Source organism: Streptomyces sp. NPDC049887, from assembly GCF_040656535.1.
GTDB lineage: Bacteria > Actinomycetota > Actinomycetes > Streptomycetales > Streptomycetaceae > Streptomyces.
This window is the reverse complement of sequence record NZ_JBFAMM010000001.1, coordinates 442,908-467,313: the sequence shown is the minus strand read 5'-3', so window position 1 is coordinate 467,313 and position 24,406 is coordinate 442,908. Positions and strand designations below refer to the sequence as shown.

The following is a 24,406-nucleotide window of genomic DNA, read 5'->3' as shown; positions in this document are numbered from 1 at the left end:
AGCCGGAGCCTAGTCGGTTCCGCCAGGTCACCGGGCTCGATGTCCGGCGAATGAGACAAGCGATCACTGGTCGGGACGGGTATGGGCATCACCCGATCGAGCGTGGGGCACGCTGGGCCCATGGCTGATCGCACGGTGGCTGATCGCAGGGAGCTGGAACGGGCACTGCGGAAGGAGCTCCGCGGCGAGGTGGACTTCTCGCCCGGGGCGCGGGCGCTGACGACGATGGACGCGTCCAACTACCGCCGGGTGCCGGAGGGCGTGGTCGCGCCGCTCGACGCCGCGGACGTCGCGGCCGCGCTCGCCGTCTGCCGCGGCCACGGCGTGCCGGTGGTTCCCCGGGGAGCGGGGACGTCGATCGCGGGTCAGGCGACGGGAGCCGGCGTCGTGCTGGACTTCACCCGCCACATGCGCTCCGTGGTCTCCGTCGACCCGGCCGCCCGCACCGCCGTGGTCCAGCCGGGCGCGGTGCTGGACCGGCTGCGGGACGAGGCGGGCCGGCACGGGCTGACCTTCGGGCCCGACCCCTCCACGCACAGCCGCTGCACACTCGGCGGGATGATCGGCAACAACTCGTGCGGCTCGCACTCGGTGGCGTGGGGGACGACCGCGGACAACGTCCACGAGCTGTCCGTGGTGACGTACGGGGGCGAGGCGCTGCGGCTGGGCAAGGGCTGGGGGCCGCCCGGGAGCACGCCGGGCGCGGCCGCCGCCCCGGAAGGGCTGCGGGAACTGGTGGCGGGTCAGCTGGCGCTGCTGCGCACGGGATTCCCCGGCGGGCTGCCGCGCCGGATCTCCGGATACGCGCTGGACGCCCTGCTGCCCGAGAACGGCACCGATCTCGCCCGCGCCTTCTGCGGGAGCGAGGGCACTCTCGCGGTGCTGACGGAGGCGACCGTACGACTGGTGGAGTCGCCGCCCGCACGAGCGCTCGCCCTGCTCGGGTACCCGGACGAGAGCGCCGCCGCGGAGGCGGCCGCAGGACTGCTGCCCTACCGGCCGCTCACGGTCGAGGGCATGGCGGACGACCTCGTCCCGGACGCCGTGGGCGAGGGGCTGCCGAGGGGCGGCGCGTGGCTGTTCGTCGAGACGGGCGGGGCGACGGCCGCCGAGGCACGGGCCCGCGCGGAGGAGATCGTGCGCGGCGCTGACACGCTGGACGCGACCGTCGTCACCGACCCCGCGGGGCAGCGCGCGCTGTGGCGGGTCCGGGAGGACGCCTCCGGCGCCGCGACCCGGATCCCGGCCGGTTCGGGAGCTCCCCCTGGCAACGCCGACGGTGCCCCCGCCCGAGCCGAAGGCTCCGGGGGAGAGGCCTGGCCCGGCTGGGAGGACTGCGCGGTGCCCCCGGCGCGGCTGGGCGCCTATCTGCGGGACTTCCGGGCGCTGCTCGCCGAACACGGGCTGCGCGGGACGCCGTACGGTCACTTCGGCGACGGCTGCATCCACGTCCGAATCGACTTCGACCTGCTGAGCGGGGAGGGGGTGCGGCGCTTCCGCGTGTTCTCGGAGGACGTGGCCGCACTGGTCGTGGCGCACGGCGGTTCGCTGTCGGGCGAGCACGGCGACGGACTGGCCCGAGCGGAACTGCTGCCGAGGATGTACGGGGACGAACTGGTGGCGCTGTTCGCCCGGTTCAAGGACCTGTGGGACCCCGCCGGCGGGCTCAACCCCGGCGTACTGGCCCGGCCCGCGCGCCTCGACGAGAACCTGCGCTTCGCGGTCCTGCCGAAGCGGCCGGTGGACGTGGCCTTCGGGTACCCGCACGACGGCGGGGACTTCACGGCCGCCGTGCGGCGGTGCGTCGGGGTGGCCAAGTGCCGGGTGGAAGGGCCGTCGTCGGGGCCGGAGGTGATGTGCCCTTCGTACCGTGCGACCGGCGAGGAGCGGCACTCCACCCGCGGCCGCGCCCGGTTGCTGCACGAGATGCTCGCGGGCGAGGTGGTCACCGGCGGCTGGCGCTCGCGGGAGGTGCACGAGGCGCTCGATCTGTGCCTGTCCTGCAAGGGCTGCCGCAGCGACTGCCCGGTCGGCGTCGACATGGCCACGTACAAGGCGGAGTTCCTGCACCACCGTTACGCGGGGCGGCTGCGGCCCGCGGCGCACTACACGATGGGGTGGCTGCCGCGCTGGCTGCGGGCGGCCGCGCCGTTCGCCGGGCTGCTGAACGCGGCCTCGCGGGTACGGCCCCTCGCGTCGCTCGCGAAACGCCTCGGCGGCATCGCCCCCGAACGGGAGATCCCGCGGCTCGCGACGCGGACCTTCACCTCCTGGTGGCGGCGCGACGGAACGCCGGGCTCACCGCTCGTGCTGTGGCCCGACACCTTCACCGAGCACCTCTCCCCGTCGGTCGGCCGCGCCGCCGTCCGGGTCCTGGAGGCGGCCGGCCTGGGCGTCCGTCTGCCCCCGGGCCGGGTCTGCTGCGGCCTCACCTACGTCTCCACCGGCCAACCGGACCGCGCCCGGGCCGTGATGCGCCGCACCCTGGACGTGATGGAGCCCGTCCTGGACCGGGGCGATCCCGTGGTCGTCCTCGAACCGAGCTGCGCGGCGACTCTGCGCACGGACCTTCCGGAACTCCTGGCCGACGATCCGCGGGCACGCCGGCTGGCGGACTCCGTACGCACCTTCGCCGCCGCCCTGGAGGAGTACGCCCCGGACTGGTGCCCGCCCCGTCTGGGCCGCCCGGTCGCCGGCCAGACCCACTGCCACCAGCACGCGGTCCTCGGCGACACCGCCGAGCGCCGGCTGCGCGAACGAGCCGGTCTCACCGGCGAACTGAGCGGCGGCTGCTGCGGGCTCGCGGGCAACTTCGGCTTCGAGCGCGGCCACTACGAGGTGTCGGTGGCCTGTGCCGAGGACCGACTGCTGCCCTCGGTGCGCTCCGCGACCGCCGAGACCGTCCTCCTGGCCGACGGCTTCTCCTGCCGCACCCAACTGGACCAGCTCGCGGGCCGGCGGGGGCGGCACCTGGCGGAGGTGCTGGCGGAGGCACTCGCGGAGGACCTGGCGGCAGGGCCGGTGAAGGCTTCGGGGAAGGGGCCGGCGGAGGGCGCGGTGGGGGAGGCCCGGGAGGGGAGGGACGGCGGCGGCACGGGGCCCGCCGGCGGAGCGTGAAGGCGTCCGCGCGGATGCCGGGCGTGTCCCGGCCGCCGTACTTATCGCTGTACACCCTCGAGACCGGTGAGTCCCCCCGCGACCGAGGCGGAGAGGCCGTGCGGGCCCACGGTCGCCGTCCACGGCCCTGGGCTGCCGTGCATGACTCATCCCCCCGTTGATCTGGACAGCGCGCACTGAGTCCGGGCCGCCCGCGCGGCGGGCATGCGAGCCTTCGGCCACTGCGGCGCTCCGATCCCTGCGGCGCGGCTGGAGGGGTCCGGCACGGTGGTGTTCGACGACATGCGGGAGCTGCCCATGCTGCCCGGGGCGACCGGGGACCGAACGGCGGGCCGGGCGCGGCGATCCGCGAGGGCGGGCCGGGGCAGGCGATGTCGGGCGTGTGTCACCCGGGGCGGGTTTCGTCGAACAGCCGCTCCAGGACCCGGGCCACGCCGTCCTCCTCGTTGGACGTGGTCCGCCGGGGAACGGCGGCGAGCACGACCGGGTGCGCGTTGCCCATCGCGTAACCCCCGCCCGCCCAGCTGAGGATCGTCAGATCGTTGGGCATGTCTCCGAACGCCACCACCTCCTCCGCGGCGATGCCCCGTTCCGCGCAGAGAGCGGACAGCGTCGCGGCCTTGGTGACGCCCCGTGCGCTGATCTCCAGCAGGCCGCGCCCGCCCGAGTGGGTGAACTGCGCCTGCCCGCCCGCCGCTTCCTCCGCCAGCGCCACGAGCGCGTCCGCGTCGAAGCGGTTCGAGTGGGCGAGCAGTTTGACGATGGGGACGTCCAGCAGCCAGAGGTCGCCCAGGGACGCCACGGGGGACTCCGCGCCGAGCCCGCCGCCGAAACGCAGCAGGTACGCCGGCTCGTACAGCACCCTCAGGCCGGTCTCCACGGCGAACCCCAGTCCCGGTGCCGCTTCGGCCAGGGCCGTCGCCACCTTGCGGGCCGTGGCCGGCACGAGCGCCAGCGAGCGGACGACCGTACGCGCGCGCACGTCGTACACCTGAGCGCCGTTGCTGCACACCGCCGTGCCGACGAGCCCCGTCGCCGCGGCCAGCGCCTCCACGTAGCGCGGCGGCCGGGCGGTGACGAAGACCAGTTCCGTGCCTGCCTGGACAGCCGCGCGCAGGGCCCTCAGCGTGCGCTCCGACACGGTGCCGTCACGGCGCAGGAGCGTGCCGTCCAGGTCGGTCGCGATCAGCCGGGGGCGGGAGCGAGGGTGCCGCATCGGCCCATGCTAGTGCCGCGTCAGGCAGGGTTTGCCCGTCGAGGAGCGGCGTCCGGTGCCTGGGGTCTCCCCAGGCCCGCCGGGCCGAGGGGAAGGATCGCAAGGCGCCGGATCGACCTCGTGGTGGGTCTGCTCGGTTGATTCGGCAACGCCGCGAGTCGCCGTGCCGGGCGTCGCGACGGGGCAAAACCTGCCTGACGCGGTGCCAGGGGCCGACCCTGGGGTCGCGTCGGGTCCGTGCCCGGAGGCCGGTGTTCCGTTCGCCCGTCTCCGGCGGGTTACCGGGGTGGCGCACCGACCGCCCGAAATTCGCTTGCGCGTGCTCACCGATCGGGCCAACGTCGCGTGACACCCGGCGAAGGCGGAGAAGATGACCACGCAGCCCCAAGCCGTCGACCGTGAACTCGTCCAGGCGGCGGCACACGTGGCGCGGACGCGCTGCCTGGGCGACAACCACACCATGGCGGCCGCGGCCCGCACCCGGGACGGACGGATCGTCACCGCGGTGAACGCCTACCACTTCACGGGAGGCCCCTGCGCCGAACTCGTTCTCATCGGTACGGCTGCCGCTCAGGGTGCCTACGAGCTGGACACGATCGTCGCGGTGGGGGACCGCGACCGGGGGGTCGTTCCGCCGTGCGGTCGCTGCCGTCAGGTGCTGCTCGACTACTTCCCCGGCATCGAGGTCGTCGTCGGCGAGGGCGACCGCCTCCGCGCGGTCCGCATCGGCGACCTGCTGCCCGCGAGCTACGTCTGGGCCGACCACCAACCCGGAGCCGAGGGAGCCGGGCCACCGGGCGAGGGCTGAGAGGGCGCGCACGGACGGCGGGCTGGACCCGGGCGGTGCCTCGTGGCGCGGCCGCGCCACGAGCGTTGCGGTGCAGCATGCGCTCGTAGGGTGGGAGCCACGCTACGGGCCTGCCCGGTGGTGTTCTCTCAGCCCCTCCGCGCCGAGTTCGCGCGCCAGCGCCACCAGCGCACCGAGCGCCGGGTGGGGCGCGGCGGCACGCCAGGCGAGGAGGACCGGGACCGGAGGGGTGTCGGTGAGGGGGCGGTAGGTGACGCCCGGGTGGGGGTGCATCTCCGCCGTCGACGCCGCGGAGGCGCCCGCCCCGCGGCCCGCTGCGATCGCGGTCAGCCAGTCGTCGGTGTTGCCGACGGTCAGTGTCGTCGCCGGCCTGGTCCCGGCCGGCCAGAGGTCGAGCGTCGTCAGCCCCGAGACGGTGTTGAGGACGACCGGGACGGAGGCGAGATCGGCGAGCGTGAGTGAGGTGTGACGGGCGAGCGGTCCGTCGGAGGTGACCGCGGCGACCCGGGGTTCGGTGAACAGCAGCGCCGTCACCAGGCCGGGCGTGCCGACCGGGCCGCGCAGCACGGCGGCGTCCACCTCGCCGCGTGCCAGTCCCGCCGTGCGGTCGTCGATGCGGAGGAGTTCCAGCGGGGTCTCCGGGTGTTCCCGCTGCCAGCGCCGCAGCAGGGGGGTGGTGAACGCGCCGAAGGCGGACCAGGCGTGCCCGAGGCGCAGGGGCCGGCGGTGCAGCAGTGCGGGGTCGAGCGCCTCGTCGAAGGCGGCCACCGCCGCGGCTGCCTTGTCACGGAAGGCCCGGCCCTCGGCGGTGAGGTCCAGATGGTGCGTGGAGCGGTCGACGAGTCGCACGCCGAGCCTGCGCTCCAGTGCGGCGAGCGTGCGCGAGACGGCCGGCTGGGTGAGATGCAGCGCCGTGGCGGCCCTGGTCAGGCTCCCTTCCTCCGCGATGGCGAGGAAACAGCGGAGATGACGCAGCTCGATGCTCATGCGTGCGGAGCATAACCGCAGCCCAGTCGGCATTTCACGGACGGCGCGGGCTTCCGTAGCGTGACGGGGGAAACCAAGTGGACCGAACAACTCCAGTGCAGTATTTTGAACTACAGGTTCAGTCGGATGGACGAGGGTGGAACGGTGAGCAGGCTCCGTGGCGCAGGCGCGACCGCAACTACCAATGGCCCCGAGGGCGCTGGTGCGGAGCGGGCGGCAGCCGCCGCCGTCGCCCTTCCTGAGGCCGCCGGCGAACTGGGGCGCGCCGCCCGGCGCGGCCGCGGTTCGCTCGGGCCGGTCGCCCTCGTCGTCGCGGGCGGGCTCTCCGTGCAGTTCGGCGCCGCCGTCGCCGTGCTGCTGATGCCCCGCGCGGGGGCGCTCGGCGTCGTCACGCTCCGGCTCGTCCTCGCCGCCGTCGTGCTCCTGCTGGTCTGCCGCCCCCGGTTCCGCGGCCACTCCCGCACCGACTGGGGCACGGTGGTGGCCTTCGGCGCGGCCATGGCGGGGATGAACATGCTCTTCTACCAGGCCGCCGACCGCATTCCGCTCGGCGCGGCCGTGACCCTGGAGGTCCTCGGCCCGCTGGCGCTCTCTGTGATCGTCTCGCGGCGGCTGATCAACCTCCTCTGGGCGGGCCTCGCCCTCGGCGGCGTCGTCCTCCTCGGCGGCGGCGGCTTCGACCGGCTCGATCCGGTCGGCGCGGCCTTCGCCCTCGGTGCGGGTGCGATGTGGGCGGCGTACATCGTCTTCAGTGCCCGCACCGGACGCCGGTTCCCGCAGGCCGACGGGCTCGCCCTCGCGATGGCGGTCGGCGCCGTCCTCAGTCTGCCGTTCGGCGTCGCGGAGGCGGGCGGCAGACTGCTCGTCCCGTCCACGCTCGGGCTGGGGCTCCTGGTCGCGCTGATGTCGTCCGTGCTGCCCTACACGCTCGAACTCCTCGCCCTGCGCCGACTGCCCGCCCCGACCTTCGCCGTGCTGATGAGCCTCGAGCCGGCGATCGCCGCGACCGCCGGGTTCCTCGTGCTGCACCAGGCCCTGTCCGCGGCCGACGCCCTGGCGATCGCGCTGGTCGTCGCGGCGAGCATGGGCGCGGTGCGCACTCAGGTGAGGGCGGGCGGCCGTACGGCGTGAAGGCCGTTCCGCGGGCGGGGCGCGGAGGCACCCGTCCGCTCCGGCAGCGGCCGGAGGGGCGGGTGCTGCGTCGCAGCCCGGGCCTCGTTCCTGGACGCGGGCGCCGGCATCCCGGCCGCCGGTGTGAGCAGCCGCTGCCGCAGTGCCTCCGTCAGGGCCGCGTCCACGCCCAGCGCGTTCGCCGCGTAGCCCCGTACCGCCCCGTGCCGGCGCTCAGTGCCGCGAGGAACAGCGTCATGACCTCCGCCGGTGCGCGTCCGTAGCCGGGCCACGCCGGCTCCCTGCCCCCGCCCGTGCGCCGCCGGTCAGTCCGCCGGCCAGTCCGCCGGCAGGCGCCCGGTGGCCAGTTCGGTGAGAGCGAAGTCCTCGACGGCGTCCGCCTCGGAGACGCCCACCAGCACCGGCACGAGAGCGGCCGGCAGGCCCGTGCGGTCCTTGCCGGACGCGCAGTGGAAGAAGTTAAAGCAAGCATGCTTGATTGTTTCTGCGGGCGCTGTCATGCTCCGGGGCACCACGCCGTGTCCCGGAGGGAGCGCCCCGTGTCCGACCCCGCGGCCGTCATCGACGACCTGCGCGCAGAGAGCGACGAACTCGACCGGCTCGTGGCCGGGTTGAGCGACGAGGAATGGGGGACGCCGACCCCCGCGGCCGGCTGGACCGTCGCCCACCAGATCGCCCACCTCGCCTGGACCGACGAGGTCGCCCTGCTCGCCGCCACCAGCCCCGGTGCGTTCGCCCAGGAGGTCGAGAAGGCTCTCGCCGAGCCCGGCACCTTCGTCGACCGGGCCGCCGAGGCCGGGGTCCGCAGGCCGCCCGCCGAACTGCTCGCCCACTGGCGCACCGGCCGCGACCGGCTCCGGCAGGCCCTGTGCGACGCGCCCCCGGGCGCCCGGTTCCCCTGGTACGGACCGCCGATGAGCGCCAGGTCGATGGCCACCGCCCGGCTGATGGAGACCTGGGCGCACGGCCAGGACGTCGCCGACGCCCTCGGTGTCGTGCGGGAGCCGACCGCCCGGCTGCGGCACGTCGCGCACATCGGAGTACGGGCCCGTGACTACGCCTACCTCGTGCGAGGGCTCGAGGCACCGAAGGAGGAGTTCCGGGTCGAGCTGACCGGGCCGGGCGGGGAACAGTGGACCTGGGGGCCCGAGGAGGCCGCCGGAGCCCCCGATGCCCAGGGCCGGGGCAGGGTCACCGGCCCCGCGCTGGACTTCTGCCTGCTGGTGACCCAGCGCGCGCACCGCGACGACCTCGCCGTCCGCGCCGAGGGCGCCGAGGCCGACCGCTGGCTGGACATCGCCCAGGCGTTCGCCGGCCCGGCGGGCACCGGCCGCTCCCCCAAGAGGGCCTGACCGATGCCGCCCACGGAGCCCGCCCCGCTGCGGATCGGGAACGCGTCCGGGTTCTACGGCGACCGCTTCGACGCCGTGCACGAGATGCTCACCGGCGGTGAACTGGACGTCCTCACCGGGGACTACCTGGCCGAACTGACGATGCTCATCCTCGGCAGGGACCGGATGAAGGACCCGCGCCTCGGGTACGCCAGGACCTTCCTGCGCCAGCTGGAGGAGGGCCTGGGTCTGGCGCACGAGCGCGGTGTGCGGATCGTCGCCAACGCGGGCGGGCTGAACCCGTCCGGTCTCGCCGACGCCGTGCGCGAACTCGCGGCCCGGGTCGGGGTCCCCGTGCGCGTCGCGCATGTCGAGGGCGACGACCTCACCGGGCGCTTCCCCGGAGCGCTGGCCGCGAACGCCTACCTCGGCGGGGGCGGGATCGCCGCCTGTCTGGCGGAGGGCGCGGACGTCGTCGTCACCGGCCGGGTCACCGACGCCGCGCTCGTCACCGGGCCCGCGCAGTGGCACTTCGGCTGGGGGCCCGAGGACCACGACGCCCTCGCCGGCGCCGTCGTCGCCGGCCACGTCCTGGAGTGCGGCACGCAGGCGACGGGCGGCAACTACGCCTTCTTCGCCGACGAGCGGTACGCCGGCCGGGACCTGCGACGACCCGGGTTCCCCCTCGCCGAACTCCATGCCGACGGCAGCAGCGTCATCACCAAGCACCCCGGCACCGGCGGTTTCGTGGACATCGGGACGGTCACCGCCCAGCTGCTGTACGAGACGGGCGGAGCGCGGTACGCGGGCCCCGACGTCACCGCGCGCCTGGACTCGGTACGGCTCAGCCAGGACGGCCCGGACCGGGTCCGCGTCTCGGGCGTGCGCGGCGAGGCCCCGCCCCCGGACCTCAAGACCGGCCTCAACCGTCTCGGCGGCTGGCGCAACGAGGTCGTCTTCGTGCTGACCGGGCTCGACATCGACGCCAAGGCGCGACTCGTGCGCGAGCAGATCGAGGACGCCTTCGGCCGGGCGAAGTCCCGCCCGGCGGAGGTCCGCTGGGAACTCGCCCGCACCGACCGGCCGGACGCCGCCACCGAGGAGACCGCGAGCGCGCTGCTGCGGCTGGTCGTGCGCGACCGCGACGCGGAGGCCGTCGGCCGGGTCGTCAGCGGAGCGGCCGTCGAGACGGCCCTCGGCGGCTACCCGGGCTTCCATGTGACCGCCCCGCCCGGGAAGGGCGCGCCCTACGGGGTGTTCGAGGCGGCGTACGTGGACGCGGGGTCGGTCGCGCACACCGCCGTGCTCGACGACGGGCGGCGGCTGCCGGTTCCGGCGGCCCCCCGCACCCGCGCCCTGGAACCGGTCCCGGAACCGCCGCTGCCCGAGCCGCCGTCGGCCGGCGCGAGGACCCGCCGCGTCCCTCTCGGCCTGGTCGCCGGGGCCCGGAGCGGGGACAAGGGCGGCGACGCGAACATCGGGGTGTGGGTCCGTGACGACGACGAGTGGCGCTGGCTGGCGCACGAGCTGACCGTGCAGCGGCTGCGCGAACTCCTGCCGGAGACCGCGGAGCTGCCCGTCGTACGTCATGTCCTGCCGAACCTGCGGGCGCTCAACTTCACCGTCGAGGGACTGCTGGGTGAGGGCGTCGCCGCCCAGGCCCGCTTCGACCCGCAGGCGAAGGGCCTGGGGGAGTGGCTGCGGTCCCGGCACGTGGACGTCCCGGAGAGCCTGCTGTGACCCGTGCCCCCTTCCGCGGCGCCCGCCGTCCCGCCCCCTCGTCCCCGAGCGGGCCGGCCACCGCCGCGCCGTGCCGGGCCACCGGACCGCTCCCTCCGGGCGCCGCCGCCCGGCGCGCGCCCGTCCGCCCACTGCAGCCCGCACCGGAGGTGACCCCGTGACCGTCCTCGCCAGCGCGCTCGACAGCGCGTCCACCGACCACGCCGCCCACCGGGAGGCCATGCTCGCCCGACTCGACGCGCTCGGGGCCGAGCATGCCAAGGCCCTCGCCGGCGGCGGCGACAAGTACACCGCACGGCAGCGCAAGCGGGGCAAACTCCTGGCCCGGGAACGGATCGAGCTGCTCCTCGACGCCGACACCCCGTTCCTGGAACTGTCGCCGCTGGCCGCCTGGGGCAGCGACTACCCCGTCGGTGCGTCCGTCGTCACCGGCATCGGCACGGTCGAGGGCGTCGAGTGCCTGATCACCGCCAACGACCCGACCGTGCGCGGCGGCGCCAGCAACCCCTGGACACTGAAGAAGATCCTCCGCGCGAACGAGATCGCGTTCGCCAACCGGCTGCCGGTGATCAGCCTCGTCGAGTCCGGCGGCGCGGACCTCCCGTCCCAGAAGGAGATCTTCATTCCGGGCGGGGCGCTCTTCCGCGACCTCACCCGGCTGTCCGCCGCCGGAATCCCCACGATCGCGGTGGTCTTCGGCAACTCCACCGCCGGCGGGGCGTACGTCCCCGGCATGTCCGACCACACCGTCATGATCAAGGAGCGGTCCAAGGTCTTCCTCGGCGGGCCGCCGCTGGTGAGGATGGCCACGGGCGAGGAGAGCGACGACGAGTCCCTGGGCGGTGCCGAGATGCACGCCCGGATGTCCGGACTCGCCGACCACTACGCCGTGGACGAGTACGACGCCGTCCGCCACGCCCGCCGGATCGTCGCCCGGCTCAACCACCGCAAGGCGCACCCCGCTCCGGCGGCCCCGGCCGCACCGCCCGCGTACGACGAGGAGGAACTCCTCGGCATCGTCCCCGAGGACCTGAAGACCCCGTTCGACCCGCGAGAGGTCATCGCGCGGATCGTCGACGGCTCCGACTTCGACGAGTTCAAGCCGCTGTACGGCCCGAGCCTGGTCACCGGCTGGGCCCGGCTCCACGGCCACCCCGTCGGCATCCTCGCCAACGCGCAGGGCGTGCTGTTCAGCGCCGAGTCGCAGAAGGCCGCCCAGTTCATCCAGCTGGCCAACCAGCGCGACATCCCGCTGGTCTTCCTGCACAACACCACCGGCTACATGGTCGGCAAGGAGTACGAGCAGGGCGGCATCATCAAGCACGGCGCCATGATGATCAACGCGGTCTCCAATTCGAAGGTCCCGCATCTGTCGGTCCTGATGGGCGCCTCGTACGGCGCAGGCCACTACGGGATGTGCGGCCGGGCGTACGACCCGCGTTTCCTCTTCGCCTGGCCCAGTGCCAAGTCCGCCGTGATGGGACCGCAGCAGCTCGCCGGAGTCCTCTCGATCGTCGCCCGCGCCTCGGCCGCCGCGAAGGGGCAGCCGTACGACGAGGAGGCCGACGCGGGGCTGCGCGCGATGGTCGAGCAGCAGATCGAGACGGAGTCGCTGCCGATGTTCCTTTCCGGGCGGCTGTACGACGACGGTGTCATCGACCCGCGCGACACCCGCACGGTGCTCGGCATCTGCCTGTCCGCCATCCACACGGCCCCGGTCGAAGGCGCGCGCGGCGGCTTCGGCGTCTTCAGGATGTGAGGCCCCATGATCGAGACCCTGCTCGTCGCCAACCGCGGTGAGATCGCCTGCCGGGTGTTCCGCACCTGCCGGGAGCTCGGTATCGCGACGGTCGCCGTCTACGCCGACCCCGACGAGGGTGCGCTGCACACCCGCGAGGCCGACACCGCCGTCCGGCTGCCGGGCTCCGCACCCGCCGACACCTATCTGCGCGGCGACCTGATCGTGAAGGCGGCGCTCGCGGCCGGCGCGGACGCCGTCCACCCCGGCTACGGATTCCTGTCCGAGAACGCCGACTTCGCCCGGGAGGTCACCGGCGCGGGACTGACCTGGATCGGCCCGCCCCCGGAGGCCGTCGAGGCGATGGCGTCCAAGACCCGTGCCAAGGAACTGATGGGGATCGCCCCGCTCGCGGCGGACGCGGTCACCGAGGACGATCTGCCCGTGCTGGTGAAGGCGGCGGCCGGCGGAGGCGGCCGCGGTATGCGCGTCGTCCGGGAGCTGGGCGTGCTCCGGGACGAACTGGCGGCCGCCCGGGCGGAGGCGCTGAGCGCCTTCGGGGACGGCGAGGTCTTCGTCGAGCCGTACGTCGAGGGCGGCCGCCACGTCGAGGTGCAGATCCTGGCCGACGCCCACGGCACGGTGTGGGCTCTGGGCACCCGGGACTGCTCGCTGCAGCGCCGGCACCAGAAGGTCGTCGAGGAGGCACCTGCGCCGGGACTGGGTCCCGAACTGGTCTCCCGGCTGGAGGAGATGGCCGTCCGGGCGGCGCGGGCGACGGACTACCGGGGCGCCGGCACGGTGGAGTTCCTCGTGGTCGGCGACCGGGCGCACTTCCTGGAGATGAACACCCGGCTCCAGGTGGAACACCCGGTCACCGAGGCGGTGTTCGGGGTGGACCTGGTGGCCCTGCAGATCGCGGTCGCCGAGGGCGGCGCCCTGCCGCCCGCCCCACCCGCACCGCGCGGCCACGCCGTGGAGGCCCGGCTGTACGCCGAGGACCCGTCCCGCTCCTGGGCCCCGCAGGCGGGCCGGCTCCACACGCTGTCCTTCCCGGCCGGCCGGCCGGGGGCCGGTGGGGACGGCGCCGCGGAGCCGCGGTCGTGGACGCGGATCGACGCCGGGTACGGCGACGGCGACCGGATCGGGGTGCACTACGACGCGATGATCGCCAAGGTCGTCGTCTGGGCGCCCACCCGGCGGGAGGCCGTGCGTCGGCTCGCCGGCGAGCTGGCGAAGGCCACGATCCACGGTCCCGTGACGAACCGGCGGCTGCTCGTGCGCTCCCTGAGGCACCCCGAGTTCACCGCGGCCCGGATGGACACCGGCTTCTTCGACCGGCATCTGCCCGCGCTGACCGCGGCGGAGGACGGCGAGGAACTCGCCGCGCTCGCCGCGGCCCTCGCGGACGCCGCCGCCCGCCGGGCCGCCGGCGGCGCGGCCGGTACGACCGCCGTCCTCGGCGGCTGGCGCAACCTCCCCTCGCAGCCCCAGGTGAAGCGCTACCGGGGCCGTGACACCGAGCACGAGGTCCGATACCACGTCACCCGCCGGGGCGTGCAGGCCGAGGGCTTCCCCGGCGTACGGGTCCGGCACGCCGCTCCGGACGTCGTGCGGCTGGAAGTCGACGGTGTGGACAACGAGTTCCGGATCACCGTCCACGAGGGCGACCGGACCCACGTCGACACCCCGACCTCGGCCCACACGCTCACCCGGCTGTCCCGATTCCCCGACCCGACCGCCCAGCGCGAGCCCGGTTCCCTGCTCGCCCCCATGCCCGGCACGGTCGTCCGCATCGCCGAGGGACTCGCCCCCGGCGCCACGGTCACCGCCGGCCAGCCGCTCGTCTGGCTGGAGGCGATGAAGATGGAGCACCGCATCACCGCTCCCGCCTCCGGCACCCTCACCGCGCTCCACGCCGCCCCCGGCCGCCAGGTCGAGGTCGGTGCCCTTCTCGCCGTCGTACAAGCCGCAGCACAGGAGGAGCACGCATCATGAGCACGAGCACGAGCACGATCATCGAGAGCGAAGAGCGCACGGCCCTGCGGGCCGCGGTCGCGGCCCTCGGGAAGCGGCACGGCCGCGACCACGACCGCGAGGCGCTGTGGGCCGAGGCCGCCAAGCTCGGCTATCTCGGGGTCAACCTCCCGGAGGAGTACGGAGGCGGGGGCGGCGGCATGGCCGAGCTGTCCATCGTGCTGGAGGAGCTCGGCGCCGCCGGCTGCCCCCTGCTGATGATGGTGGTCTCCCCCGCCATCTGCGGCACCGTCATCGCCCGGTTCGGCACGGAGGAACAGCGCCGAGCGTGGCTCCCGGGCCTCGCCGACGGCTCCCGCACGATGGCGTTCGGCATCACCGAGCCGGACGCCGGTTCCAACTCGCACCGGATCACGACGACCGCACGCCGCACGAAGGACGGCTGGGTCCTCTCCGGCCGCAAGGTGTTCATCTCCGGTGTCGACATCGCCGACGCGACGCTGATCGTGGGCCGCACCGAGGACGCGCGGACGGGGAGGCTGAAGCCGTGCCTGTTCGTCGTCCCGCGGGACGCGCCCGGTTTCGGCCGCTCGCAGATCGACATGGAACTGCACGCGCAGGAGAAGCAGTTCGAGCTGGTCCTCGACGACGTGGAACTTCCCGGGGACGCTCTGGTGGGCGAGGAGGACGCCGGGCTGCTCCAGCTGTTCGCCGGGCTCAACCCGGAGCGCATCATGACGGCCGCGTTCGCGATCGGCATGGGGCGCTACGCGCTGGCCCGGGCCGTGGAGTACGCGAAGGAGCGGCAGGTCTGGAAGGCGCCCATCGGCGCCCACCAGGCCGTCGCGCACCCGCTCGCCCAGGCGCACATCGAGCTGGAACTCGCCCGGCTGATGATGCAGAAGGCGGCGGCGCTGTACGACGCGGGCGACGACGCGGGCGCGGGTGAGGCCGCCAACATGGCCAAGTACGCGGCCGGAGAGGCCTGCGTGAGGGCCGTCGACCAGTCCGTCCACACGCTCGGCGGCAACGGCCTCACCCGCGAGTACGGTCTCGCGTCCCTGGTCACCGCCGCCAGGGTCGCCCGGATCGCCCCGGTGAGCCGCGAAATGGTGCTGAACTTCGTGTCCCACCAGTCCCTGGGTCTCCCCAAGTCGTACTGACAGGGGCGATTCTGGCGACCACGATCCGACCGTGAAGGGGCTGCCATGGTGATGCACAGCGAGTACGCGGACGTACCGTCCCTCTCCGTCCCGATCCACGAAGCCGTCCTGGGCCGGGCCGCCGAGTACGGCGACACCGTCGCCCTGATCGACGGGACCGCCGGCACGAAGCTCACGTACGCCCAGCTCGACGCGTACCACCGCAGGCTCTCGGCGGCGTTCGCCGACGCGGGCGTCCGCAAGGGCGACGTGCTCGCCCTGCACAGCCCCAACACGATCGCCTACCCGACGGTCTTCTACGCCGCCACGCGCGCCGGGGCGTCCGTCACCACCGTCCATCCGCTCTCCACGGCGGAGGAGTTCGCCAAGCAGCTGCGCGACTCCTCCGCCCGCTGGATCGTCACCGTCTCCCCGCTGCTCGAAGCGGCGCGGCGCGCGGCTGAACTGGTCGGCGGGATCGAGGAGATCTTCGTCTGCGACCAGGCCGACGGCCACCGCTCGATCCTCGCCATGCTCGGCTCCACCGCCCCCGAACCCGGCGTCGCCATCGACCCGGCGGAGGACGTCGCGGCCCTGCCGTACTCCTCCGGCACCACCGGCGTGCCCAAGGGCGTCATGCTCACCCACCGGTCCATCGCCACCAATCTGGTGCAGCTGGAACCGGTGATCCCCATGAAGCCCGGCGACCGCGTCCTCGCCGTGCTGCCGTTCTTCCACATCTACGGCCTCACCGCGCTGATGAACGCCCCGCTGCGCAACGGCGCCACCGTCGTCGTCCTGCCGCGGTTCGACCTCGACCAGTTCCTCGCCGCGATCGAGAAGCACCGGATCAACGCCCTGTACGTCGCTCCGCCGATCGTGCTGGCCCTGGCCAAGCACCCGGCTGTCGCCCGCTACGACCTGTCGTCGCTGGAGTACGTCGTCAGCGCCGCCGCCCCGCTCGACGCCGGACTCGCCCGCGCCTGCTCCGAGCGGCTCGGTCTGCCGCCGGTGCTCCAGGCGTACGGCATGACTGAGCTGTCGCCCGGCACCCATGTCGTGCCGCTCGACGCGGAGAACCCGCCGCCCGGCGCCGTGGGCAAACTGCTGCCCGGCACGGAGATGCGGATCCTGGCGCTCGACGACCCCGGCCGGGACGCCGCACCCGGCGAGGAGGGCGAGATCGCCATCCGCGGGCCGCAGGTGATGAAGGGCTATCTGAACCGCCCCGACGCAACCGCCGCCATGATCGACGGTGACGGCTGGGTCCACACCGGCGACATCGGCCGGGTGGACGAGGACGGCTGGCTGTTCGTCGTCGACCGGGTCAAGGAGCTCATCAAGTACAAGGGATTCCAGGTCGCCCCGGCCGAGCTGGAGGCCCTGCTGCTCACCCACGAGGGGATCGCGGACGCCGCCGTGATCGGCGTCCACGACGACGACGGGAACGAGATACCCAAGGCGTACGTCGTACGGCAGGCCGCCGCGCCCGATCTGACCGCCGACGCCGTCCTCGCCCATGTCGCCGAGCGGGTGGCCCCGTACAAGAAGATCCGGCGCGTCGAGTTCATCGACGGGGTCCCCCGGGCCGCCTCGGGGAAGATCCTCCGCCGCGAGCTGCGCGAGCGGGAGACCCGGGAGGCCCGGGAGGAATCGGAGAAGGAGACCACGTGACATCCACCGGCACGGAGACCGTCAAGGCGGCCACAGCACGCGGCATCGCGACCCTGACGCTGGACTCGCCGGCGAACCGCAACGCCCTCTCGGCGCGGCTCGTCGGCGAGCTGGGCGACGCCGTGGCCGAGTGCGGGAAGGACCCCGCCGTACGGGCCGTCGTCCTGACCCACACCGGCGGCACCTTCAGTGCCGGCGCCGATCTGAAGGAGCCCCCGAACCCTTACACGTTCGTCGCGCTGCTGCGGCGGATCGTCGAACTCCCCAAGCCCGTGGTGGCGCGGGTGGACGGCCATGTGCGGGCCGGCGGGCTCGGTCTCGTCGGCGCCTGTGACGTCGCCGCGGCGTCCGCCGGGTCCGACTTCGCGTTCACGGAGGTGCGGATCGGGGTGGCGCCCGCCGTGATCTCCCTGCCGCTGCTGCCGCGCCTGGAGCCCCGGGCGGCGGCCCGCTACTACCTGAGCGGAGAGCGCTTCGGCGCCGTGGAGGCGGCCCGCATGGGCCTGCTGACGGCCGTCGCCGAGGATGTGGACGAGGCCCTGGCGCCGGTACTCGACGGCTTCCGCAAGGCTTCGCCGCAGGCCCTCGATGCGACGAAACAGCTGCTCACGGCTAGGGTGCGGGAGACCTTCGAACGCGACGCCGAGGATCTCGTCCAGCGCTCGGCGTCGATCTTCGCCTCCGCGGAGGCGCGCGAGGGGATGACGGCCTTCCTCGAACGACGGGACCCCGCATGGGTGTTGTGACCTCCCCCGCCGGCTCCGCCAAGGAGCCCAAGCAGGACCGCAGCCGGGCCACCCGGCAGCGGCTGCTGGAGGCCGCGGTGGCCTGCCTCGCCGAACGCGGCTGGGCGGGCTCCACCGTCTCGGTGGTCGCCGAGCGGGCCGGGGTCTCGCGGGGCGCGGCACAGCACCACTTCCCGACCAGGGAGGACCTGTTCACGGCGGCCGTGGAATATGTGGCGGAGGAGCGGTCGTCGGCGCTGCGGTCCCTTCCGGGGCAGAGCCGGGCGGCAGTCGTGGCCGCCCTGGTCGACCTCTACACCGGTCCGCTCTTCCGCGCCGCCCTCCATCTGTGGGTCGCGGCCTCCAACGAGGAGCAGCTGCGCGGCCGCGTCACCGAACTGGAGGCGAGGGTCGGCCGCGAGACCCACCGGATCGCGGTGGAGCTGCTCGGCGCGGACGAGACGGTGCCGGGCGTGCGGGAGACCGTCCAGGGCCTGCTCGACATGGCCCGCGGCCTGGGGCTGGCGAACCTGCTGACCGACGACGCGGCACGGCGGAAGCGGGTCGTGGGGCAGTGGGCGCGGTTGCTGGAGGAGGAGCTGGGGTGAAACGTATCTGCATACTGACGGTATGCAGATGTGGGATAGCCTGGTTCCATGGCCGGTACGACACGCATCACGGTGACCCTCCCCACCGCCGACGTGGAAGCGCTGAAGAAGCTGACGGACAACGTGTCCGCGTACGTGGCCGAGGCGGTGGCGCGGAAGATCAGACATGAGCTGCTCGGTGAGGAGCTCAGGCGGTATCAGGACGAACACGGTGCCTTCACCGAGGACGAGCTCGCCGAGGCGCGTGCGGAGATCGCCGCAGTGCTCGCTCCTGACGCCGGTGCGAGGACCGCTTGAGTCCCGTGGTCAACACCCTCGTCCTGGACTCCGAGGGGCTGTCGGCCTGGATCCGGCAGGATCGCAAGGTCGAAAGACGCATCCAGATCTTCTACGAGCAGGAAGCCACCCTGGCTCTCTGCGCGAACACCGTCATCGAAGCCACCCACGCCGGAACCGGCATCCCCCGGCTGCACTGGCTCCTCTCCCGCGTCAGGGTGGAGCCCGTCACCGAGGCGTCCGCGAAGGCCGCCGCCCGGCTGCTCAAGGACGCCGGACTGCACGGCCGCGAGTACGCCATCGACGCGACCGTCGCCGAGATGGCGCTGCGCCAGCCGGGCCCCGTGGTGATGATGACGTCCGATCCCGACGACATGGCCAGGCTCTGCGGCGACCGGATCCGGCTCATGGGCATCTGACCGGGCGGCCCGGCCGGGGCGAAGCCTTCCCGCGGCCGGTGTCCGGTCCCGCGCCGCCGGGATGCGGCCCACCGCGCGCGGCCCGGTCGGGGCGGAGCCGTCGTGCCCGACCGGGGGTGGTCGCCCGGGAGCGCCGGGTGTCCGTCCGTGCCGGCCCGTGGCCCGGACCAGTCGCGGACCGGTGGACGAACCTGCCCACGGGCCCTGTGACCCGGGTCACGGCCGCTCGCCGGGCCCGCGTCGTACCCTTTTCCCATGCTTCCGCTCGTTCGCCGTCGCCACGTGGACTTCCTCCGCGTCACGAGCATGGGCTGTCGGGCTCACCTCCGCCCCACGCCCTGACTCCACCCCATCCGGCCCACCGGCCCCGCCCCCACCCCGGCGGACGTCGGCGGCACACGCACCCGGTCACCACCGGGACCGGCGGCCGGGACACAGAACAGCGGACGCACCCATGTCTTCTTCGCAGCACCTCCCGCGGCACGCCTCGCGCGACCTCTCGCAGCTCCCGGTCGTCGACCTCTCCGCGGCCGACCGCGGCCCGGCGGCCCGCGCCGACCTGCACGCCCGCCTGCACGCCGCCGCTCACGACGTCGGCTTCTTCCAGCTGGTGGGCCACGGCGTCACCGAGGCCGAGACCGACGCGCTCATGCGTGCGACGCGCGCGTTCTTCACCCTGCCCGAGGCCGAGCGGCACGCCATAGACAACGTCAACTCGCCCCACTTCCGCGGCTACACGCGCATCGGCGACGAGCGCACCGGCGGCAGCCGCGACTGGCGCGACCAGCTCGACATCGGCGCCGAGCGGCCCGCGCACATACCCGCGCCGGGCGAGCCCGCGTACTGGTGGCTGGAGGGTCCCAACCAGTGGCCCGCCGCGCTGCCCGAGCTGCGCACCGCCGCACTCGGCTGGATCGAGCGGCTCAGCGCGGTCGCGCACCGGCTGCTCCACGAGCTGCTCGCGGCCATCGGCGCCCCGCCGGACTTCTACGACGACGTCTTCGGCGACCGGGCACATCTGCACCTGAAGCTGGTCCGCTACCCCGGCAGCGCCGGCGACGGCGCCGACCAGGGCGTCGGCGCCCACAAGGACTACGGCTTCCTCACCCTGCTCCACCAGGACCGGATCGGCGGTCTCCAGGTGCAGCGGGAGGACGGTCTCTTCCACGACGTACCGCCGCTGCCCGGCGCGTTCGTCGTCAACCTCGGCGAGCTCCTCGAGGTCGCCACCAACGGCTACCTCGTCGCCACCAACCACCGGGTGGTCAGCCCGCCCGGTGCCACCGAGCGGTTCTCCGTGCCGTTCTTCTTCAACCCGCGGCTCGACGCCCGGGTCGCCCCGCTGCCCTTCCCGTACGCGGCGGACGCGCCCGGCGTCACCACCGACCCGGCCAACCCGCTGTTCGCCGAGTACGGACGCAACGAGCTCAAGGGCAAGCTGCGGGCGCATCCGCTGGTCGCCGCCCGCCACCACGCGGATCTCGTGGAGCGGGCGGCCTGACCGCCCGACGGCCCGGCCCCACCGGTCCGGACCGTCGCAGCACCGGGCAGGGTCCGTCACACGGTCGCGCGCGCTACCGCGCGGCGGTGTCTGCGGTGTCTGCGGTGTCTGCGGTGTCTGCGGTGTCGGCGATGGCGGCGATGTCTGCGTAGCCCTCGATCGAGCGCGGGTCCCGCGGGCCGGGGCCGACGTAGCGGGCGGACGGCCGCACCAGACGGCCGGTGCGCTTCTGCTCCAGGATGTGCGCCGACCAGCCCGCCGTACGGGCGCAGCTGAACATCGACGTGAACATGTGCGCGGGGACCTCGGCGAAGTCCAGCATGATCGCCGCCCAGAACTCCACGTTCGTCGCCAGGACCCGGTCCGGGCGGCGGTTGTGCAGCTCCTCCAGTGCGGCCCTCTCCAGCGCCTCCGCGATCTCGTAGCGGGGCGCGCCCAGCTCCTTCGCCGTCCGCCGCAGGACGCGGGCGCGCGGGTCCTCGGCCCGGTACACCCGGTGGCCGAAGCCCATCAGGCGCTCGCCCTTGTCCAGGGCCTTCCTGACGTAGGCGACCGCGTCCCCGGTGCGTTCGATCTCCTCGATCATGCCCAGCACCCGGGACGGGGCGCCGCCGTGCAGCGGACCCGACATGGCGCCGACGGCGCCGGAGAGCGCGGCAGCGACGTCGGCGCCCGTCGAGGCGATGACCCGGGCGGTGAAGGTGGAGGCGTTCATGCCGTGCTCGGCGGCCGACGTCCAGTAGGCGTCGACGGCCTTGACGTGCTTGGGGTCCGGCTCGCCCCGCCAGCGGATCATGAACCGCTCGACGACCGACTCGGCCTTGTCGATCTCCCGCTGCGGCACCATCGGCAGCCCCTGGCCGCGGGCACTCTGTGCCACGTACGAGAGCGCCATCACGGCGGCGCGGGCGAGGTCGTCGCGAGCCCGCGCCTCGTCGATGTCGAGGAGCGGCTTCAGCCCCCACACGGGGGCGAGCATCGCGAGCGCCGACTGCACGTCGACGCGGATGTCACCGGAGTGGACCGGGATCGGGAACGGCTCGGCGGGTGGCAGGCCGGGGTTGAACGCCCCGTCCACCAGCAGCCCCCACACGTTCCCGAAGGAGACGTGGCCGACGAGGTCCTCGATGTCGACACCGCGGTAGCGGAGCGCGCCGCCCTCCTTGTCGGGTTCGGCGATCTCCGTCTCGAACGCGACGACTCCCTCGAGTCCGGGTACGAAATCGGACATCAGGCGGCTCCTCAGGATATGTGCGAGACAAGCTTCGGCCGGGGTGGGTCACCACCACGGTGATGCCCCGCGCGGCGCGTGGTCACCCGCTCCGCGTCGTAGGGAGGCCACAGCGGCCCAGCGCACGATTTTGGCCGGTTCCTCCGACGCGGGGAAGCGTGACATCCGGCACACGGCGCCGATGCGGTCCGGGAGGATTGGCGGCACTCCGTGCCGGGAAGACTCGGCTGCGCTCCCGACGGTGAAGGGCGCCGTGGCGCCCCGCCCCGACCGCCACGGCGCCGGCCCCCGGAGGGCGGGGGGCCACCCGTGGCCCGTGCGGCAGGATGACCCCGTGACCGACGCCCTCGACCCAGCCGCCATGCGCGAGCACTACCGCTCGACGCCGCTCGACGAGGCGGACCTGCCCGCCGATCCGATGGAACAGTTCGTCCACTGGTTCAAGGACGCCGCGGCCGGCCGGCTCCACGAGCCGAACGCCATGATCGTCTGCACGGCCACGCCCGACGGCCGTCCGTCCTCCCGGACCGTGCTGCTGAAGCACTTCGACGACCGCGGCTTCGTCTTCTACACGAACTACCTCTCGCGCAAGGGCCGTGAGCTCGAGGCCAACCCGCACGTCTCGCTGCTGTTCCCGTGGCACCCGCTGACCCGCCAGATCATCGTCACCGGCACCGCCGCCAGGGTGGGCCGCGACGAGACGGCCGCGTACTTCCGCACCCGGCCCCACGGCTCCCAACTCGGTGCCTGGGCCAGCCCCCAGTCCTCGGTGCTCGCGTCCCGTGGGGAGCTGCTGCGGCGGTACGAGGAACTCGCCGACCGGTACCCGGCGGGTGAGCAGGTGCCGGTGCCGCCGGATTGGGGCGGTTACCGGGTGACGCCCGGGACCGTCGAGTTCTGGCAGGGCCACGAGAACCGGCTCCACGACCGCCTCCGCTACGTCCGTACCCCGGAGGGGCCCGGCGACTGGCGCGTGGAGCGGCTGGCCCCGTGAACCGCGGGCGGGCCGGGCGGAGTGAGGTGCGCGCCGCGGCTGGGGCCGGGAACGCAGAAACCCGCGGGCTCGGGTCCCTCCGAGGAGGAAGCCGGCCGGACGTACCGGCGAGCCCGCGGGTCGGTGACTGCTTGGATTTCGGCAGTGGCCCTGCCGAGGTGCACGAAGGTGCGACGACGGGCCGCTAGCCCGCAGCCACCTCTCGCGTCCGGAATGCCATCATGTTCCGAATCACCTCCCTTCTCGAGGCGTCCCACACTAGGAACCTCGCGAGGGCGACTCAACCCCTTTTTGCCCGGGCGACGATTTCCGGGAAATCGATGTGTCCTGAGTCACGTTCCAGTTGAATGATCGGGGGTGCCGCTTTGCGGAGGGCGGCACGGGCCGAGGACACGTCCTGCAGGGGGTGCCGGGATGAGTGCTTCCAAGAGCGAGGCCGCCAGCGCGCTGGGTCCGGACGAGCCGGAGCGGGACGGCCCCGGTTCCGATCTGCTCGCGGCGCTGCTGGACGGGATGGACGCCGCGCTGTGCGCGTTCGACGCGGACGGTGTGATCACCCACTGGAACCGGGAGGCCGAGCGGATCCTCGGCTGGTCGGCGGAGGAGGCCGTGGGACGGCGCGGTTTCGCCGGATGGGCCGTGCGGACCGCGGACGCGGACGACGTGCAGGGCCGGCTGATGGCCGCGATGACCGCACCGGGCCGCCAGGTGCACGAGTTCGCGCTGCTGCGCAAGGACGGCGGGCGGGTGCTCGTCCGGACGCAGTCCGCCGGGGTGCGCGGCGCCGACGGCGGGCCCGCCGGGGTGTACTGCGCGTTCAGCGAGGTGCACGCCCAGATCGATCTGGAGCGGTCGATCGCCTTGAGCGAGGCGCTGTTCGAGGACGCGTCATGGGGTGTCGTGCTGGTGGACGTGGACCTGCGGCCCGCCGTCGTGAACCGGCAGGCGGCCCGGATGCTGGGCTCCGCCGGGCGCACCACGATGCTCGGCCGCCCGCTCGGAGAGCTGGTCGTGCAGGGCGTCGAGGAGCTGGAGGGCGCACTGCACCACGTGCTCGCCGACGGTGCGCCCGGCGCGCTCGTCGAGCTGTGGCTGACGGTGCGCACCGACGAGGGCGAGCAGCGCAGATGCTGGCGCAGCGGATTCCTCAGGCTGGCGTCGCCGCTTGCCGAGGAACCGGTGCCGCTGGGCGTCGGCTGGCTGTTCCAGGACGTCACCCAGGCCAAGCTCGCGGAGCAGGAGGCGGACCGGCTGCGGTTCCGGTTCAGCCAACTGCACCGAGCCGCCAGGGCGGCGGCCGAGTGCGAGGACCCGATGGAGGCGGCGACGACACGGCTCGACTTCGCTCTCGCCGGATTCGCCGACCACGCCCTCGTCGACGTGCTGTCGGAGGACGGCGAACGGCTGGTACGGGCCGCGGCGACACCGTCGGGTGCCCCGGGGCCGGTGGCCCGGGTGGCGGGGGCGGGCATCCCGCTCCGGTATCCGCAGGGCCACCCCGCACTCCAGGCGATGGACCGCGCCGGCTCCGTCCGCACCAGTACGGGAGGGGGGCCGGACCGCACCGAGAGCTGGGCCGCGGAACGCCAGTGGCCGCGCGACGCGGTGCACGCCCTGTCCACGGTGCTCCGCAGCCGCGGCCGCACGCTCGGTGTCGTCACCTTCCTGCGGTCCGCCAACCGCCCCCGCTTCGAGCGCCCCGACGCGGAGTACGCGGAGAGCGTCGCGACGCACGTGGCAGCCGCACTGGACCTGGCCCGGGCGCGCGGCTGACAGTTCCGCTCGCCGAGA

At 73.9% G+C, this 24,406-nt stretch carries 20 protein-coding genes and 1 pseudogene; 17 read left to right on the top strand and 4 right to left on the bottom strand.

The features are described 5' to 3' along the window. The first annotated feature begins 120 nt into the window (after positions 1-120). Positions 121-3,117: an FAD-binding and (Fe-S)-binding domain-containing protein gene (locus tag AB0J10_RS01980; protein ID WP_363056747.1), complete on the top strand. Its 2,997-nt coding sequence runs from the start codon at positions 121-123 to the stop codon at positions 3,115-3,117. A gap of 165 nt (positions 3,118-3,282) precedes the next feature. Further along, a pseudogene (locus AB0J10_RS01975) lies at positions 3,283-3,420 on the top strand (HAD family hydrolase); the annotation flags it as partial. Positions 3,421-3,502: 82 nt separating this feature from the next. Here AB0J10_RS01975 and AB0J10_RS01970 read toward each other — a convergent pair. Then, on the bottom strand, positions 3,503-4,333 hold the full coding sequence (locus AB0J10_RS01970) for an HAD hydrolase family protein (protein ID WP_363056745.1): 831 nt from the start codon (positions 4,331-4,333) through the stop codon (positions 3,503-3,505). 370 nt (positions 4,334-4,703) lie between these two features. Between AB0J10_RS01970 and AB0J10_RS01965 the strand changes: the two genes are divergently transcribed. After that, entirely contained in the window at positions 4,704-5,141 is a 438-nt protein-coding gene (locus tag AB0J10_RS01965) for a cytidine deaminase (RefSeq protein ID WP_363056743.1), read from the top strand. A gap of 102 nt (positions 5,142-5,243) precedes the next feature. Here AB0J10_RS01965 and AB0J10_RS01960 read toward each other — a convergent pair whose 3' ends face one another. Next, positions 5,244-6,128, bottom strand: coding sequence for a LysR family transcriptional regulator (locus AB0J10_RS01960; RefSeq protein ID WP_363056741.1), 885 nt, complete (start codon positions 6,126-6,128; stop codon positions 5,244-5,246). A 255-nt stretch (positions 6,129-6,383) separates the two neighbouring features. Here AB0J10_RS01960 and AB0J10_RS01955 point away from each other — a divergent pair, with 255 nt between their 5' ends. Further along, a complete protein-coding gene (locus AB0J10_RS01955) occupies positions 6,384-7,259 on the top strand; it encodes an EamA family transporter (RefSeq protein WP_363056849.1) in 876 nt (291 codons plus the stop codon). A 305-nt stretch (positions 7,260-7,564) separates the two neighbouring features. On the opposite strand, the gene AB0J10_RS01950 is transcribed toward AB0J10_RS01955, so the two are convergent. After that, positions 7,565-7,759: a tyrosine-protein phosphatase gene (locus tag AB0J10_RS01950; RefSeq protein WP_363056739.1), complete on the bottom strand. Its 195-nt coding sequence runs from the start codon at positions 7,757-7,759 to the stop codon at positions 7,565-7,567. Positions 7,760-7,798: 39 nt separating this feature from the next. Here AB0J10_RS01950 and AB0J10_RS01945 point away from each other — a divergent pair, with 39 nt between their 5' ends. The 11 genes from AB0J10_RS01945 to AB0J10_RS01895 all read left to right on the top strand — a co-directional run bounded on the left by AB0J10_RS01945 (position 7,799) and on the right by AB0J10_RS01895 (position 20,390). Beyond that, on the top strand, positions 7,799-8,611 hold the full coding sequence (locus AB0J10_RS01945) for a TIGR03084 family metal-binding protein (protein WP_363056737.1): 813 nt from the start codon (positions 7,799-7,801) through the stop codon (positions 8,609-8,611). Between the two features lie 3 nt (positions 8,612-8,614). Continuing rightward, positions 8,615-10,330 (top strand): acyclic terpene utilization AtuA family protein, encoded by a 1,716-nt coding sequence (locus AB0J10_RS01940; RefSeq protein WP_363056735.1) that lies wholly within the window; start codon positions 8,615-8,617, stop codon positions 10,328-10,330. 157 nt (positions 10,331-10,487) lie between these two features. After that, positions 10,488-12,089 (top strand): carboxyl transferase domain-containing protein, encoded by a 1,602-nt coding sequence (locus AB0J10_RS01935; protein WP_363056733.1) that lies wholly within the window; start codon positions 10,488-10,490, stop codon positions 12,087-12,089. Between the two features lie 6 nt (positions 12,090-12,095). Then, positions 12,096-14,066: a biotin carboxylase N-terminal domain-containing protein gene (locus AB0J10_RS01930; protein ID WP_363056731.1), complete on the top strand. Its 1,971-nt coding sequence runs from the start codon at positions 12,096-12,098 to the stop codon at positions 14,064-14,066. Further along, positions 14,063-15,208, top strand: a complete 1,146-nt coding sequence (locus AB0J10_RS01925) for an acyl-CoA dehydrogenase family protein (protein WP_363056729.1) — start codon at positions 14,063-14,065, stop codon at positions 15,206-15,208. The genes AB0J10_RS01930 and AB0J10_RS01925 overlap by 4 nt, the downstream gene beginning before the upstream one ends. Positions 15,209-15,253: 45 nt before the next feature. Further along, complete coding sequence (locus tag AB0J10_RS01920; RefSeq protein WP_363056727.1) at positions 15,254-16,861, top strand: 4-coumarate--CoA ligase family protein; 1,608 nt, start codon at positions 15,254-15,256, stop codon at positions 16,859-16,861. Next, positions 16,858-17,607 (top strand): enoyl-CoA hydratase family protein, encoded by a 750-nt coding sequence (locus AB0J10_RS01915; RefSeq protein WP_363056725.1) that lies wholly within the window; start codon positions 16,858-16,860, stop codon positions 17,605-17,607. The genes AB0J10_RS01920 and AB0J10_RS01915 overlap by 4 nt, the downstream gene beginning before the upstream one ends. Then, entirely contained in the window at positions 17,595-18,194 is a 600-nt protein-coding gene (locus AB0J10_RS01910; RefSeq protein ID WP_363056723.1) for a TetR/AcrR family transcriptional regulator, read from the top strand. Before AB0J10_RS01915 ends, AB0J10_RS01910 begins: the two co-directional genes overlap by 13 nt. A gap of 48 nt (positions 18,195-18,242) precedes the next feature. Then, positions 18,243-18,491: a hypothetical protein gene (locus tag AB0J10_RS01905; protein WP_363056721.1), complete on the top strand. Its 249-nt coding sequence runs from the start codon at positions 18,243-18,245 to the stop codon at positions 18,489-18,491. Beyond that, the gene (locus AB0J10_RS01900) at positions 18,488-18,889 is read left to right on the top strand and encodes a DNA-binding protein (RefSeq protein ID WP_363056719.1); all 402 of its coding nucleotides are present in this window, start codon (positions 18,488-18,490) and stop codon (positions 18,887-18,889) included. Before AB0J10_RS01905 ends, AB0J10_RS01900 begins: the two co-directional genes overlap by 4 nt. 454 nt (positions 18,890-19,343) lie before the next feature. Then, the gene (locus AB0J10_RS01895; RefSeq protein ID WP_363056717.1) at positions 19,344-20,390 is read left to right on the top strand and encodes a 2-oxoglutarate and iron-dependent oxygenase domain-containing protein; all 1,047 of its coding nucleotides are present in this window, start codon (positions 19,344-19,346) and stop codon (positions 20,388-20,390) included. 73 nt (positions 20,391-20,463) lie between these two features. Here the strand turns inward: AB0J10_RS01895 and AB0J10_RS01890 are convergent, their stop codons facing one another. Beyond that, on the bottom strand, positions 20,464-21,621 hold the full coding sequence (locus tag AB0J10_RS01890) for a citrate synthase 2 (RefSeq protein WP_363056715.1): 1,158 nt from the start codon (positions 21,619-21,621) through the stop codon (positions 20,464-20,466). Positions 21,622-21,955: 334 nt separating this feature from the next. On the opposite strand from AB0J10_RS01890, the gene pdxH reads away from it, so the two are divergent. Then, positions 21,956-22,615, top strand: coding sequence for a pyridoxamine 5'-phosphate oxidase (pdxH, locus tag AB0J10_RS01885; protein WP_363056713.1), 660 nt, complete (start codon positions 21,956-21,958; stop codon positions 22,613-22,615). Between the two features lie 414 nt (positions 22,616-23,029). After that, complete coding sequence (locus tag AB0J10_RS01880) at positions 23,030-24,388, top strand: PAS domain-containing protein (protein WP_363056711.1); 1,359 nt, start codon at positions 23,030-23,032, stop codon at positions 24,386-24,388. Positions 24,389-24,406: the final 18 nt, after the last annotated feature.